The sequence below is a fragment of the Pseudoclavibacter sp. VKM Ac-2867 genome, from assembly GCF_015351275.1.
Classification (GTDB): Bacteria; Actinomycetota; Actinomycetes; order Actinomycetales; family Microbacteriaceae; genus Pseudoclavibacter.
The window spans coordinates 1-15,212 of record NZ_JADKSL010000036.1 but is presented as its reverse complement, the minus strand read 5'-3'; the positions used below and the strand labels follow the sequence as shown (position 1 = coordinate 15,212).

11 protein-coding genes are annotated in these 15,212 nt (G+C 67.7%); 5 read left to right on the top strand and 6 right to left on the bottom strand.

Features of this window, described 5'->3' with window-relative positions; translation table 11 throughout:
• Positions 1 to 54: 54 nt before the first annotated feature.
• The 6 genes from secA to mtrA all read right to left on the bottom strand — a co-directional run bounded on the left by secA (position 55) and on the right by mtrA (position 9,327).
• Positions 55 to 3,009: a preprotein translocase subunit SecA gene (gene secA, locus ITJ67_RS19220; RefSeq protein WP_160071478.1), complete on the bottom strand. Its 2,955-nt coding sequence runs from the start codon at positions 3,007 to 3,009 to the stop codon at positions 55 to 57.
• A 142-nt stretch (positions 3,010 to 3,151) separates the two neighbouring features.
• Positions 3,152 to 3,820 (bottom strand): ribosome hibernation-promoting factor, HPF/YfiA family, encoded by a 669-nt coding sequence (gene hpf, locus ITJ67_RS19215; RefSeq protein ID WP_194678711.1) that lies wholly within the window; start codon positions 3,818 to 3,820, stop codon positions 3,152 to 3,154.
• A gap of 111 nt (positions 3,821 to 3,931) precedes the next feature.
• Positions 3,932 to 4,720 carry a ComF family protein gene (locus ITJ67_RS19210; RefSeq protein WP_194678710.1) on the bottom strand — a complete coding sequence of 263 codons (789 nt, stop codon included), beginning with the start codon at positions 4,718 to 4,720 and terminating at the stop codon, positions 3,932 to 3,934.
• Positions 4,721 to 4,797: 77 nt separating this feature from the next.
• Entirely contained in the window at positions 4,798 to 6,516 is a 1,719-nt protein-coding gene (locus ITJ67_RS19205) for an LpqB family beta-propeller domain-containing protein (protein WP_160071475.1), read from the bottom strand.
• Positions 6,513 to 8,636, bottom strand: coding sequence for an MtrAB system histidine kinase MtrB (gene mtrB, locus ITJ67_RS20070; RefSeq protein ID WP_323741509.1), 2,124 nt, complete (start codon positions 8,634 to 8,636; stop codon positions 6,513 to 6,515). The genes ITJ67_RS19205 and mtrB overlap by 4 nt, the downstream gene beginning before the upstream one ends.
• 1 nt (position 8,637) lies before the next feature.
• Complete coding sequence (gene mtrA / locus ITJ67_RS19195) at positions 8,638 to 9,327, bottom strand: MtrAB system response regulator MtrA (protein ID WP_104240392.1); 690 nt, start codon at positions 9,325 to 9,327, stop codon at positions 8,638 to 8,640.
• Positions 9,328 to 9,445: 118 nt separating this feature from the next.
• Here mtrA and ITJ67_RS19190 point away from each other — a divergent pair, with 118 nt between their 5' ends.
• From ITJ67_RS19190 to ITJ67_RS19170, 5 genes are read left to right on the top strand one after another with little or no spacing between them, the layout of a single operon-like run.
• Positions 9,446 to 10,783 carry a glycerophosphoryl diester phosphodiesterase membrane domain-containing protein gene (locus ITJ67_RS19190; RefSeq protein WP_194678709.1) on the top strand — a complete coding sequence of 446 codons (1,338 nt, stop codon included), beginning with the start codon at positions 9,446 to 9,448 and terminating at the stop codon, positions 10,781 to 10,783.
• Positions 10,783 to 11,460 carry a DUF4129 domain-containing protein gene (locus ITJ67_RS19185; RefSeq protein WP_194678708.1) on the top strand — a complete coding sequence of 226 codons (678 nt, stop codon included), beginning with the start codon at positions 10,783 to 10,785 and terminating at the stop codon, positions 11,458 to 11,460. The genes ITJ67_RS19190 and ITJ67_RS19185 overlap by 1 nt, the downstream gene beginning before the upstream one ends.
• Positions 11,457 to 12,755 (top strand): DUF4350 domain-containing protein, encoded by a 1,299-nt coding sequence (locus ITJ67_RS19180; RefSeq protein ID WP_194678707.1) that lies wholly within the window; start codon positions 11,457 to 11,459, stop codon positions 12,753 to 12,755. Before ITJ67_RS19185 ends, ITJ67_RS19180 begins: the two co-directional genes overlap by 4 nt.
• Complete coding sequence (locus ITJ67_RS19175; RefSeq protein ID WP_194678706.1) at positions 12,745 to 13,698, top strand: AAA family ATPase; 954 nt, start codon at positions 12,745 to 12,747, stop codon at positions 13,696 to 13,698. Before ITJ67_RS19180 ends, ITJ67_RS19175 begins: the two co-directional genes overlap by 11 nt.
• A 58-nt stretch (positions 13,699 to 13,756) precedes the next feature.
• Positions 13,757 to 15,064: a DUF58 domain-containing protein gene (locus ITJ67_RS19170; RefSeq protein ID WP_194678705.1), complete on the top strand. Its 1,308-nt coding sequence runs from the start codon at positions 13,757 to 13,759 to the stop codon at positions 15,062 to 15,064.
• Positions 15,065 to 15,212 lie beyond the last annotated feature (148 nt).

The following is a 15,212-nucleotide window of genomic DNA, read 5'->3' as shown; positions in this document are numbered from 1 at the left end:
CCCCACAGTGGGGGGCGCCCGCTGGTCACGGTGCTCGGCTCCGAGCAGCCGTCGTTACTTCTTTCTGCGCCGCTGAGCCCGGTTGCCTGCCGGCTGCCCACCTGGTTTGGACGTAGCGCCCTTGCCGAACGAGCTGCCTGCGGCCGGCCCTGAGGACTCAGCCTCCGCCTGATCGCCCTGCTCCGCGGCCTGACGCTTGGCGGGGTTCCCCGAGCGAGAGACAGGCTGGCGGGGCCGCGTGCCCTGCGGGGCCTTCGCGACGGGTGCCGCGGGCTCCTCGCCGGCTTCCTCGCGAGCCTGGTCGAGCGCCGAGGAGGTGCCGAGATCGCGCTCACGACGCTTCGCGTCCGCCGTCGCCCGCTGGTTGAGCTGGCCACGCTCGTTGCGCACCTCGACCTCACCCTGGTCGGTCGCGGCTGAGTAGCTCAACGCGGTCTGGGCCTTCTCGTCCAGCCCCTTCGCGACGATCTGCACGTCAGGGGTCTCGCTCGCAGACGGGGTCTCGTCCTTCTTGACGGTGACCTCGAGGTTGTAGAGGAATCCGACGGATTCCTCGCGGATGCTGCCGAGCATCTGCTGGAACATCGCGAAGCCCTCACGCGTGTACTCCACGAGCGGGTCGCGCTGAGCCATGGCGCGCAGGCCGATGCCGTCCTTCAGGTTGTCCATCTCGTACAGGTGGTCGCGCCACTTGCGGTCGATGACACTCAGCACGACGCGTCGCTCGAGCTCGCGGGTCGCTTCCTCGCCGATCGACTCCTCACGACGCTCGTACGCGAGACGCGCATCGGAGAGCACCTCGTCCTCGAGCATCTTCCTCGTCAGCTTGCTGCGCCCACCGGCTTCCTCGAAGAGCTCGTCCTCGGTGATGCCAACCGGGTAGAGCTGCTTGAGGTCGGTCCACAGGGCGTCGAACTCCCAGTCGTCGCCCGTGCCGTCGCCCGTGTGCTCCTGGATGATGTCGTCGATGGCATCGGTGAGGAAGTTCTGCACCTTGTCAGCGATGTCGTCGCCCTCGAGGATGCGGCGGCGATCACTGTAGATCGCGGTGCGCTGCTCGTTGAGCACGTTGTCGTACTTGAGCACGTTCTTGCGGATCTCGGCGTTGCGAGATTCGACCTGGGACTGCGCGGACCGGATGGCCCTCGACACGATGCGGGACTCGAGGGCGAGGTCGTCGGGTGTTCCGTCGCCGGCCATGATCGCGCGCGTCGCTCCCGTGTTGAAGAGACGCATGAGGTCGTCGGTCATCGACAGGTAGAAGCGGCTCTCGCCGGGGTCACCCTGACGTCCGGAGCGACCGCGGAGCTGGTTGTCGATTCGGCGGGACTCGTGGCGCTCGGTGCCGAGCACGTAGAGGCCCCCTGCTTCAGCCACCTCGTCGGCTTCGCTCTTCACCTGCTCCTTCATGGAGCCGAAGACCTCGAGCCACTTCTCGTCGTACTCGTCTGCGTTCTCCTGAGGGTCGAGACCGAGCGCCGTCATCTCAGCGACGGCAAGGAACTCGGCGTTTCCACCGAGCATGATGTCGGTACCGCGGCCGGCCATGTTGGTCGCGACCGTGACGGCGCCCCGACGCCCAGCCTGGGCGACGATCGCCGCCTCGCGTGCGTGGTTCTTCGCGTTGAGCACTTCGTGCTTGATGCCGCGCTTCGCGAGGAGCTTCGACAGGTACTCGCTCTTCTCGACACTCGTCGTGCCGACCAGGACCGGCTGGCCGGTCTCGTGGCGCTCGACGATGTCCTCGACGACCTGGTCGAACTTGACCTTCTCGTTCTTGTAGACGAGGTCGGGGTTGTCCTTGCGCTGCATGGGGCGGTTCGTGCGGATGGGCACGACGCCGAGCTTGTAGGTGCTCATGAACTCGGCAGCCTCGGTCTCGGCCGTACCGGTCATGCCTGCGAGCTTGTCGTACATGAGGAAGTAGTTCTGCAGCGTGACCGTGGCCATCGTCTGGTTCTCGGCCTTGATCTGCACCCCTTCCTTCGCCTCGATGGCCTGGTGGAGACCCTCGTTGTAGCGTCGGCCCTTCAGGATGCGGCCGGTGTGCTCGTCGACGATATTGACTTCGCCGTTCTGCACGACGTATTCCTTGTCGCGCTTGAAGAGCGCCTTCGCCTTGATGGCGTTGTTCAGGAAGGAGATGAGCGGGGTGTTGGCCGACTCGTAGAGGTTGTCGATCCCGAGGGCGTCCTCCACTCGGTCGATACCCGGCTCGAGCACGCCGATGGTTCGCTTCTTCTCGTCGACCTCGTAGTCGCGGCCGTCCTTGAGCTTGCGCACGATCGAGGCGAACTCCGAGTACCACCGGTTCGCATCCCCCTGGGCTGGCCCGGAGATGATGAGGGGCGTTCGGGCCTCGTCGATCAGGATGGAGTCGACCTCGTCCACGATCGCGAAGAAGTGCTCGCGCTGCACCATGTCCTCGGATCGCCAGGCCATGTTGTCGCGCAGGTAGTCGAAGCCGAACTCGTTGTTCGTGCCGTAGGTGACATCGGCGGCGTACTGCTCACGGCGCTCGGCCGGGGACTGCCCAGCGACGATGCATCCGGTCGTCATGCCGAGGGCGCGGAAGACGCGGCCCATGAGGTCGGACTGGTAGGTCGCGAGGAAGTCGTTGACCGTGACGACGTGCACACCCTTGCCGGCGATGGCGTTCAGGTAGGCGGGCAGGGTCGCGACGAGGGTCTTGCCCTCACCGGTCTTCATCTCGGCGATGTTGCCGAGGTGGAGCGCAGCCCCACCCATGAGCTGCACGTCGTAGTGCCGGAGGCCCAGCACTCGTCCTGCGGCCTCGCGGACCGCGCCGAAGGCCTCTGGCAGGAGGGCGTCGAGCGACTCCCCGGCCTCGTGACGCTCGCGGAACGAGACCGTGATGTCACGGAGCTCGTCGTCGCTGTACTCCTTGAAGGCGTCCTCGAGGCGACCGACCTGCTTGGCTACGCTCTCCAGCTTGCGAAGGGTGCGCCCTTCGCCCATGCGGAGGATCTTCTCGAGAACTGAGGCCAAGGTCTGCTCCTACTGGTTGACGCAAGTGGCGCGAGAGCGCGCGGCGAAGCACAGCCCGTGCTGTGCACATCGGTTGATTCTACGCACCTCGCCCCGTCCGATGCTGGATGCATCGACCGGGGCGAGGTGGGTGAGAGCAGAACTAGGAGACGGGAACCGCGTTCTCGTCGAGCGCGATGACTCCGTAGTCCCAGCCGCGGCGTCGGTAGACGACGCTCGGGCGGAGGGACTCGCTCTCGATGAAGAGGAAGAAGTCGTGCCCCAGGAGCTCCATGTGGTCGACCGCTTCGTCCTTGCTGAGGCGCTTGGGGGCGAAGGTCTTCTCACGGATCACCACTGGCGAGTAGAGCTCCTCGAGGTTCTCCTCCTCAGCCTCGATCTCTGACGCCGTGGCGCCGGATTCGACGAGACGGATCGTGTCCGTGTTGGCGGGAGTGACGTCGATCTGCGCGAAGTTGTCGGCGGCCGCCTCCTGGAGACGGAGTGGCGTGTGCTGGCCGCGGTGGATCTTCTTGCGGTCCTTGTTGCGGCGCAGTCGCTCGACGAGCTTGTCCAGCGCCAGATCGAAGGCCGCGTACTTGTCACCGGCCTCGGCCTCGGCGCGAACGACCGGGCCGGGTCCGAAGAGCGTGATCTCGACTTTGCCCTTGTCGAGCAGGTTTCCAGCCCTGTCGGTTCGCTTGGTCAGCTTGATTTCCGCTGCCTGCGTCTTGCCATCGAGAAGCGAGACCTTCGCAAGCGCCTTCTCGGCGGCGTACTCGCGGAAGCGGTCCGGGATCTCGGTGTTGCGACCGGTGATCGTGATTTCCATGTCACTCTCCTGTCGTTCTGCACGAGGCCGAGGTGTCACTGCCTCGTGATGCTGTGCCGCAATCGTAGACCCCAATTCACCCGCTGTTGTCTGCGATTTCGCAGACATGCCCTACCCTCCGCGCGTGTCGACTTCCGGGCGTGCTCCGCGCGCAGATCTGCGCACGGTCTCGGCGACGACGACGCCTCCGACCACGACCGCGCCGACCATTTCCAAGGCACGGACCGCTTCGCGCATCGTCGCGCCGCTCGTGACGACGTCGTCGATGAGCACCACCCGCGCACCTGCCAGCCCCGGTTCGGCAGCGAAGGCGCACCTCAGGTTGTCGGCCCGAGCCGATGCCGTGAGCCCGGCCTGATCCTGCACGCTCCTGACGAGTCGGAGCGCCCGCGCACTCCTCGTTCCGGGCAGCGCCTGTTCCCAGAGCAGAGCGAGGTGCACGTAGCCGCGAGCGCGGATCGATCTCGCTGACGACGGGATGAGCACCGGCACCCAGGCGGCGGAGTCCAGTCCTGAGCGAACCGCTGCCTGCCGACTGCCTCTGGCCGAGTCGGCGAACGCCGAGACCGCCGACCGCAGGAGCAGACTGAGAGGGCGTGCCGCGTCCGCTCTCCCCCGCTCCTTGAGCGAGGCGAGGAGCGCTTTCACGGGCCCCTCGTAGTCGCAGGCAGCGACGACGGGGACTCTGCTTCCATCAGCGGCGATGACCCTCACTGCACATGCCCGCACCGCCGCGAGCCGTGCAAGCTGCTCGGCGCAGCTCCGGCAGAGCGCGCGACCGAGTCCGCCGCAAGCGGCGCAGGTGACGGGGAGGAGAACCGCCAGTGCGTCGAGCGCTGCTGCGCGCAGTGCCGCCACCCGATCGTGGAGCTGCGCGGCGAATCCAGAGGGCAGGGGCATCGTTCAAGAATGACGACGCACGAGGGCGAGACGGTGCCTCTCTCTCGGCGCTGTGGAGAACCGGAATCGGCCGCCGATCACACCTGGGTCAGGATGAAGTCCACGACGGCCTCCGACTGCTGCCACCTGTTGCCCTTCGGCACGTAGATGTGGCGGTCCTTGTCGAGCACTCGAAGGCCGGCAGGCGTATTGCTTCCCGTGATCTGCTGCCCATCGAGCACGGCGCCGTTGACGCTGACCGTGCCGCCGACGGTCTGCGTGCGGACCTCGGCCGTGCCCTCGCTCCCCGTCGCGAGCACCGCGAGCGAGGTCTCATCGACCCAGGCGAGGTCGATCGGCGACGTGCCGCCCGGCTCCAGGATGAGCGGGTTGCCGAGCCCGATCGGCCGGTTGGTGCTCGGCTCGCGTTCGATCGCCATGACCGCGACCCTGACGCCGACGGAGCTGTTCTCGAGCACCGCGAGCCTGGCGCCGTCTCGGGAGACGGCGATCGCCCGGTACCCGGTCGCGCCCACGTTCTCCGCGGGCTCCAGCCAGCTGTGCTGACGGTCGTCGACATCCGTGGCGCGCAGCCCTGAGCCGTCCGTACTGCCCGTCCAGGTGTAGCCCCAGCTGTCGAGGCTCATCGCGAGCGGGCCAGGCCTGGCATCGACGAGCAGCGGATCGGGGACGGCGATAGGCGTCGTGAAGACACCGTTGGGCGTCACGAACGACGCGACATCGCCGGCGCTCGAGTAGGCACCCTTCTGCGGGGCGAGGGAGGCGAGCGCCCCCTGCAGGGCCGCCGTCTCGGGCGACGCCGTCACGTTGACACCGCTCAGGAATCCGAGCTCGCCGCCCTTGTAGACGAGGGGCGTGCTGGTCACCTGCCGGTTCACGACGACGGCGTCCTCTGGTGGGAGATCCTGATCGATCGGGACACCCGTGATGGACATGGTGACGCTCGTGATCGACTCGAAGTCGGCGAAGCTCTCGGTGAGCTGCAGGAGCATCCGCGAATATCGTTCCGGGGAGGCCGAGGAGAGGACCGACGAGAAGTCGACGTCGGCGACGTCTCCCTCGACGGTCACGGCGCCGAGCAGCGTCACGTCGGAGGGGATGGCGCTGACGACGTTGCCCTCGGCGAGCCAGGGCGCTGGCCCGTTGACGAGGGCGCGCGCGATGCGCGTCATCGCGGTCTGCTGCGCATCGAACCACCGGACGTCCGGCACGAGCCGGGAGAGCGTGTCGTCGTAGAAGTAGAGGGTGTAGCTCTTGAAGAGGCTGCGGAAGTTCTGGTTCAGCAGCACGATGCCGGGCGGGGCCTCCGTGATCCGCCACTCGCCGTCTGCGTTCTGGGCGAGGGTGAAGTCGAGACGCTCGGTCGTTCCGCTCTTGAGCTCGCTGTAGATGCCTTCAGCATCGACGCTGGCCGAGGACTTGTAGCTCGCCTCGACCCGCTCGGAGCCCGCGTCGACCACGTCGGGCACGGAGGCGGTGACGATGATGCGGGCGTTCGGGTCCCACTCCTGCCGGAACGACTCTGCGAGATACTCCCGAGCGACCTCGTAGTCGTTCTGCGTTCCGGTTCCTGCATCGAGGAACCCCTCGATGACCTCCTCGCGACTCATGCCGTCTCGCGGCGGGTCGGGGAAGAAGCTGTACGACTGGTCGCTCTCCTGCTGCTCGGACTCGCCGGCGAGGACCTGGCCGGAGGTCGGGATGCGGGCACATCCGACGAGCACGAGCATCGCGATGACCAGGATTCCGGCCGCGGCTCCCCGCGTCGCGCGCCGTCCATTCGCAGCTCGTCTCATGTCCGTTCCTCCTGCCCCTGCTCTGCCGATTCCCCGGCGGGCGGGTTCTCGTCCTGTGTGTCCTCGTCGTGCATTTCGGGCTCGTTGCCCTCGTCGTCCATGCGGTGCTTGTCGCCGTCGCCGTCGCCGTCGCGACCACCGTCATGGTTGTCGCGGATGCTGGGAAGCGACGGCACGGACTCGGGAGCCGAGCTGGTCACCACAACCGCTTCCGCATCGTCCCAGGGTGCGGGGCTCTGCGCCGGTTCGTCGAGGGACGTCACCTCGATGACATCCATCGAGTTCGTCGGCGCCGAGGAGACAATCGGTTCGGCGTTGGAGGAGCGCATGCCGACGAGGTCGGGCAGCTCGATCGGCTGCGTGTCGACGTCTTCGTCGGTGAACGCCTCGGAGGACACGTCCTCCTCGTCGATCATGATGGTGGCAGCTCCTGCGTCGCCCGGCTCGAGCGGGAGCGGTGAGCCCATGATCTTGCCGCCGACGAATCGCGGCAGCGTGAGCCGGAAGTTCGTCCCCTTGCCCGATTCCGACCAGACCTCCAAGCGCCCCTCGTGCAGGCGAACGTCCTCGAGCGAGATCGCGAGACCGAGACCGGACCCACCCATCGTGCGCTTGCGCGACGGGTCGGCGCGCCAGAAGCGGTCGAAGACCCTGGTGCGCTCGGCCTCGGTCATGCCGATGCCGTAGTCGCGCACGGAGAGCGCGACGGCAGACTCGTTGGAGTCGACGGACACGACGATCGGCTTCGCCTCCCCGTGCTCGATGGCGTTGCCGAGGAGGTTCCTGACGACGCGGTTGATGCGGCGAGCATCGAACTCGGACTCCCCATAGCCGCCGGGGGCTTTGAGCACGAGGCGTGTGCCGTGATCGAGCGCGACAGGCGTCATGGCACCGATGACATCGTCGGCAACGGTCGCGAGGCTGTTGGACTCCCGCAGGATCTCGACCGCTCCGGCGTCGTACCTGGAGATCTCCAGGAGGTCGGCGAGCAGGATCTCGAACCGCTCGATCTGGTCGTGGAGGAGCTCGACCGACCGCGCCGTGACGGTATCGAAGTCGTCGCGACGGTCGAAGAGCATCCCACCGGCGAGACGGATGGTCGTGAGGGGCGTGCGCAGCTCATGTGAGACATCCGAGACGAAGCGCTGTTGCACCTGCGACAGGTTCGCGAGGCGCTCGATCTGGTCCTGCAGGCTGTCCGCCATCTCGTTGAACGATCTCGCGAGCGTCGCGATGTCGTCCTCTCCTGACTCCGGCACGCGCTGCTCCAGATGCCCCGCCGCGAGGCGCCTGCTCGTCTTCGCGGCCTCGCGGATCGGCTGGATCACAGCGCGCATGACGAATCCCGTGATGACGGCGACCAGAAGCACCAGGACGATCATGGCGACCACGAGAGTGCGCTGCACGAAGTCGAGCGTCTGCTGCGTCTCCTCCATCGAGTACACGAAGTACATCTCGTACTGACCGAGGCTCTGCACGGTGACGGTCGAGCCGATGACGATGCCGGGCACCTCGTTGCCGAACTCGTCGACGAGTGCGATCGACTGATAGTAGGTCTGCGGTGACGCCGAGGTCGTTCCGGTCGCCGCGGTCTCCGCGCCCGCCCTCACCGCCTGCTTCAACTCCGGCGAGACCAGTTCGGCCGAGACGGGACCCTTTGCCAGCGCCCGCAGCTCGTTGGACTGCTCCTCGCCGTCCGACGCGCCCTGCATGAAGATGACGCCGTAACTGTTGGCCGCCGAGTCCTGCGCCGCATCCACCGCAAGCGTCTGCAGGGTCTCGAGGGCCGCACTGTCGGTCTCCTCGCCGGACGCGAAGACCGTCTGAGCCGCGGTCACCGCCCGCTCGGTCTCGGAGACGAGGGGCCTGAGCCTCGAGTTGAAGAGGTCGCTCGCGATGGAGTTGGACATGACGAATCCGACCGAGAGCACCGTCGCCGTCGTCAGCGCGACCGAGAGCGCGATCGTCCGGAAGGGAAGCGACGTCCGCCAGAGGAAGACGAGGTTCCGCCACACCCCGTGCGCGGAACGCCACCGGTACGGGACACGGATGCCCTCCGTGTCGACGTCGGAAGTCCGAGAAGAAGAGGAGGAGGTCGTGCGCCTGGCTACTGCGCTCACGTCAGGAGAACGCGGTCGTGTTCCCAGCGCGGTACCCCACGCCGCGAACCGTCGCCACGATCTTCGGGTGGTCCGGGTCGTGCTCGACCTTCGCGCGCAGCCGCTGCACGTGCACGTTGACGAGACGCGTGTCGGCCTTGTACTGGTAGCCCCAGACCTGCTCGAGCAGCTCCTCGCGCGTGAAGACCTTCTGCGGCTTCGCAGCGAGCGTGAGCAGCAGATCGAACTCGAGCGGAGTCAGGTTGATCTGCTCCTCGCCACGCAGGACCTCGTGCGCGTTGACGTTCAACGTGAGATCGCCGACGCGAATGATGCTCTGCACCTCTGGCTGGCTCGCGCGCAGCCGGGTCTTGATGCGAGCGACGAGCTCCTTGGGGTTGAAGGGCTTGACGATGTAGTCATCAGCACCGGCTTCGAGGCCGCGGACCACGTCGGTCGTGTCCGACTTCGCGGTCAGCATGATGATGGGCGTGCCGGATTCCGCGCGCAGCAGGTGGCAGATCTGGATGCCGTCCAGGCCGGGAAGCATGACATCGAGCAGGACCAGTTCCGGCTTGACCCGACGGAACTCGCCGAGGGCAGCCGCGCCGTCGCCGCAGAACTCGGGTTCGTAGCCTTCGGCCCTGAGAACGATGCCGATCATCTCCGACAGCGCGAGGTCGTCATCGACCACGAGGATGCGTTCGCCCACAGAACCCTCCCTGTTCCAGAACCTGCCCGAGACCGGGCGCTTCCCTCAGCGTAGCGGGCATAGTCCCCTCAGAGGCTCAACCCAGAGTGCGCGGCGCGCGGTGTGCCACGATGGACCCGTGACGCATGGCCCATACGAGCACGCACCCGCGCCCAACCACGCGTATCCGCCGCAGCCCGGAGCGCAGACGCCGAGCGCCTTCCCGCAGGCCGATCACTGGCAAGGTCAGTGGCAGGGGCAGGGGCAGCAGCAATGGCAGGGGCAGCAACCTGATCAGTACGGCGCACCCGGCCCGGCGAGCTGGCAGTACGGCCCGCCGCAGGAACAGGGCCAGCCGGGCGGGCAGTGGATGCCGGCGCCGACACCCGGCCTCTTCCCTCTCCGACCGCTCGCCTTCGGCGACGCGCTCGCCGCCACGTTCCGCCTGTTCCGCACCTCACCCAAGACCACGCTCGGCAGCGCCGTCATCGTCATGGGAGCGACGACGCTCTTCGCGAGCCTGCTTCCCGTCGTCGTCGGAATGCTCATGTTCACGCGCATCCCATACGGGGGGAGCCAAGAGGACATCACGCCGATGCTGGTCTCCTCCATCACGCTGACATCGCTCGCCGCGGTCCTCGGCCTCGCCGTCGCGGGTGTCGGCTCAGCGCTCCTGCAGGGAATCCTCGTGCGGGTCGTCGCTCGTGGCGCGATCGGAGAGAAGCTCGGCTTCAAGGAGGCCTGGCGCGCGGGGTGGCGCGGCATCTGGCGACTGATCGGGTACGCGCTACTCGCCGGAGTCGGCGCGGTGGTGCTGATCGCTGTCGGCTGGCTCCTCATCCCGCTCATCATGTTCGCCGTCCTCTCGGGGTCAGGCGGAGATGAGGCGACGATCGCCGGCTCGATCGGGCTCGGCGTCATCTTCACGCTGCTCCTCGGCGGGGCGACGGTCGTGCTCATGGTGTGGCTCGGCATCAAGATCATGTTCGCCCCGAGCGCCATCGTCCTCGAGGGTCTCGGCCCTATCGCCGCCATCCGCCGCAGCTGGAACCTCTCCCATGGCAACTTCTGGCGTGTGCTCGGGGTCGTCGTCGTCATCCAGGTGATCCTGAACGTCGCCACCGGCGCCGTCTCGACGGTCGCGCAGCTGGCCGTCAGCCTGGGTCAGGTCATCATCATGCCCCTCGGAAGTGGCGAGGCGTCCGCACCGGATGCTGGCACGATCGTCGCGTTCGCCGTGATCCTGCTCATCACCTCCGCGCTGCAGGTGCTCCTCGGGGCGATCGTCCTGGTGCTCACGAGCGGGAACGCGACGATCCTGTACTTCGACCTTCGGATGCGCAAGGAGGCGCTCGGCGTCACCCTGCAGCGATATGCAGAGCAGTCCGCGGCCGGGGCCGACATCGCCGATGCTGACTTCGACGTGCAGGTGCAGCGGCCGGTCTCCCCGACGGGGGCTCCGGGGTACGTGCGCTGATGCGGCTCGGCCCGTGGGTCGGCTCGGCGGAGCCGCCGCTCGAGATCGACGAGGATCCGGCGCGCGATCTCCTGCAGGGTGAGCTCGCGAAGGCCGAGTACACGCAGGCCTCCCCCACCTGGCTCGATCTCTGGATCGACGACTTCTGGAACTGGGTGAACGACCTGCTCCAACCCATCGAGGGGGTGCCGGGGGGCTTCTCTCCCATCGCGCTCATCCTGGGTGCACTTGTCATCCTCGGTGTCCTCGCGCTGCTCATCGGCCGACCTATCCTCGCTCAACGGGCGAGGGGACGGACAGGAATGCCCTCAGATCTCTTCGACGGCGATGAGCGATCTGCTCGCGACCTGCGCGGTTCCGCTGCCGCGGCGGCATCGCGGGGGGACTTCGAGACCGCCGTCGTTGAGCAGTTCCGGGCGCTCGCTCGAGCCGTGCATGACCGCACGGTGATCTCTCTCAGCCCGGGAATGACGGCGACGGCGGTCGCCGAAGCGACGGGCGTCTCGTTCCCCGGTCACGCTCCCGCGCTGCATGTCGCCGCGAAGTCCTTCGATGCTGCCCGGTACCTGGGGCTCGGAGCCTCCGAGGCCGACTGGCACCAGCTGCGCAGTCTCGACCTCGCACTCGACTCGGCGGCACCGGTCAAGCTGGCCTCGTTCTCTGGGCGCGGCTCGTGAGCATCACGCAGGCCGCGACGCCGACCGTTTCGGAGCGGCTCAGACGCGCGCGCCCGTGGCTGCTCATCGCCGCAGGCGCGGTCGTCATCGCCGTGACCAGCGCGCTTCTCGCCGGGGGGATGGCAAACGCGAACTCGCCGTATCTCGGTGTGGACTCCGCACGGCCCAACGGAGCGAAGGCCGTCTTCACCGTGCTCGGCAACCAGGGTGTTTCGACGAGCGCCGCGACGAGCCTCGACGAGGCTCGGTCGCAGCTGCAGGACGCTGAGGGCGACACGACGCTGGTCATCCACGACCGTGACGGCCTGGCCGTCGATGACCTCGCCGCTCAGGTCGCTGAGCTCGACGCGGAGCGTGTGCTGCTGCTCGCTCCGAGCCGAAGCCTCCTTGAGGCGTTCGACGGAGCGATCGTCGTGGGCGGCGTCGGTGCCGACGGCGAAGATGGAGACACGGTCGCAGCCGGTGCGGAGTGCACCTCGCCGCTCGGCGATCTCGCCCCTGACATCTCCCAGCGGGGCGCGCGGCTGTATCAGCTGAGCGACGATGCCACCGGAGGCAGCGCCTGCTACGCCGAGTCCGGGCGCTTCGCCTATGTCGAGACGGAGCTCGCCTCCGGAACGGAGCTTGCTGCACTGGGCGCGACCGACAACCTCAGCAACGGCGAGGTGCTCAGCGCCGCGAACGCGGCCATGGGCCTCGCGGTCCTCGGAGAGACGCAGTCGCTGGTCTGGTACGTGCCGGGCGTCACTGACGCCGAGGCGGTCTTCGGAGCGCAGCCGTCGCTCAGCAGCTACGTCCCGCCGTGGCTCACACCGACCATCCTCATCGCACTCGCCTCACTCCTCGGGGTCATGGTGTGGCGCGGGCGCCGCTTCGGGCCCCTCGTCGAGGAGCGTCTGCCGGTCATCGTCGAGGCTTCCGAGACGATGCAGGGCCGCGGCCGGCTCTACGCGCAGCAGCGTGCTCGGCTCCGCGCCCTCGACAATCTCCGCATCGGCACGACGACTCGTCTCGCGAGATCGCTCGGCCTGGCGCGCGCGAGCCACGTGCAGGAGATCATCACGTCGAGCGCATCGGTCCTCGGAGCGAACCGAGCCGCGGTCGCGTGGACGCTGCTCGACGCCGTTCCGGGCAGCGAGGCCGAACTCCTCGACCTGAGCCAGGCGCTGCTGACCCTCGAGCGCGAAGTCGCAGCGGCCATCGATCCGAGCAGCGCCGGACCTCGCTCGGCCCACCCCACGACCACTGATCCAAGCAGCACCGCCGAGAACAACGGAGGCACCTATGAGCACTGATGTCCGTGAAGCACTGCAGCGAGTCCGCGGCGAGGTCGCCAAGGCCGTCGTCGGACAGGAGCGCGCCGTCGATGGCCTTCTCGTGGCCCTGCTCGCCGGAGGGCATGCGCTGCTCGAGGGTGTTCCCGGCGTGGGCAAGACGCTCCTCGTGCGGACCTTGAGCGAGACCCTGTCGCTCGACACGAAGCGGGTCCAGTTCACGCCGGACCTCATGCCAGGCGACATCACCGGGTCGCTCGTCTACGACTCCGCAGCTGGCGAGTTCGAGTTCCGCGAGGGCCCCGTCTTCACGAACATCCTTCTCGCCGACGAGATCAACCGCACGCCGCCGAAGACGCAGTCGGCGCTGCTCGAGGCGATGGAGGAGCGACAGGTTTCCGCCGATGGCGTGACTCGCGCCCTCCCCGCTCCCTTCCTCGTGGCAGCGACGATGAACCCCATCGAGTACGAGGGCACGTACACGCTGCCGGAGGCGCAGCTCGACCGCTTCCTGCTGAAGCTCGTCCTCGAGCTGCCGTCTCGGGATGCGGAGTTCGAGGTGCTGCGGCGGCATGCCGCCGGCTTCTCGCCGCGTGACCTGCGGGCTGCCGGGGTGCGGAGTGCGCTCTCTGCCGAGGAGCTGCGCCGAGCGCAGGCCGAGGCTGCGGCCGTCGAGGTGCGATCGGATGTCCTGGCGTACATCGTCGACATCGCCCGCGCGACCAGGCAGTCTCCGTCCGTGCGAATGGGCGTCTCTCCCCGCGGGGCGACGGCCCTCATGTCGGCGAGCAAGGCGTTCGCCTACCTGAGCGGCTACCAGGCGGTGACTCCGGATCACGTGCAGGCGATGGCGCTTCCCGTTCTCCGCCACCGCCTCCAGCTGCGGCCGGAAGCCGAGCTGGAAGGTGTCGGCGCCGATGCGATCCTCCGCTCCGTGCTCGCGCAGGTGCAGGTTCCGATCTGACCGATGCAGGTCGCGGAGGCACCGTTGAAGTCGAGAGCTGGAAGGGAAGCGTGAGCGCATGGTCGTGAGTGGACGCCTCGTACTGCTGACCGCCGTCGGCGCGGTACCCGTGGTGCTCTTCGGGCAGACCGCTGAATCGGCGTATGTGACGTTGGCGATCTGGTTGCTCTTCGTGCTCCTCACGTCCATCGCGGATGTTCTCCTGGCGGGGGCGCCCCGTCAGGTGGAGATCGAGCGGAACCTGCCTTCGCGGGTTCGCCTCGGCGAGGAGGCCGTCAGCCGCGTCGCCATCACGAACCGCGGCTCGCGCACCCTGCGTCTGCAGGTGCGCGACGGCTGGGAGCCGACGGCCGGCGGCACGCAGCACCGTCCAAAGCTGGAGGTACCAGCTGGCGAACGCCGCGTGGCCGAGTTCCCACTGCTTCCTTCGCGCCGTGGCGATCGTCGTGCCGAGCTCGTCACGCTCCGCAGTTGGGGCCCGATGGGGCTGGCGGCCCGACAGGTGAGCCTCGCTGACCGCGGAGTCCTGCGGGTGCTCCCTCCGTTCAATTCGAGGAAGCATCTGCCCTCGCGTCTCGCACGCCTCCGCGAGCTGGACGGCGCCACCCGCCTCATGGTTCGCGGGCAGGGCACGGAGTTCGATTCGCTGCGCGAGTACGTCCGGGGCGACGACGTCCGCTCGATCGATTGGCGAGCCACCGCTCGTCGCCAGGATCTGGTCGTACGGACCTGGCGGCCTGAGCGTGACCGTCGCGTCGTCATCGTGATCGACACTGGGCGGACGTCGGCGGCTCGCGTCGCAGACGAGACCCGCCTCGACACAGCCATCGAGTCGGCACTGCTTCTTGCGGCGCTGGCGACACGAGCAGGTGACCGCGTGGATGTCGTCGCCTGGGATCGTCGAGTGCGGGCGCGCATCCAGGGCGTCTCAGGGGCTGAGCTGCTGAGCCGCATGGTCGAGTCGCTCGCGGATGTCGAGCCCGAGCTCATCGCGACGGACTGGCGGGCCATCCCCGGGCTGGTGCGCGGAGTGACAACGCACCGTTCTCTTGTCGTCATTCTCTCGACGCTGGAGACCGGTGGCACCCTCGAGCCCGTCATCGCTGCATTGCCGCAGCTCGCGAGCAAGCACGTCGTCGTGCTCGGGTCGGTGCTGAACCCGGATGTGCATGAGGTCGCCGTGCGTCGAGAGACGCGCGAGCAGACGTATGCTGCGTCGGCCGCGGAGCGTGCGCTCCTGGATCAGGAGCGCGTACGCCAGACGGTTCTCCGCCTCGGCGGGGACACCGTGACAGGGACGCCGTCGGCACTTCCGCCCGCGATCGCTGACCACTACATCGAGTTGAAGGCTACGGGCCGCCTCTGACCCTCTCTGCCTGCGCAAGAGCTGCGGGGGCTTGTCTCCGCAGCTCTAGCGCGTATCCGCTACTGCCCGTCGGGCATCGGGTGTTTTTGGGCAACAAAAAAGCCGGGGTTGATCATCGAGGAGCATCTCTGCTCACTCAACAACCAAC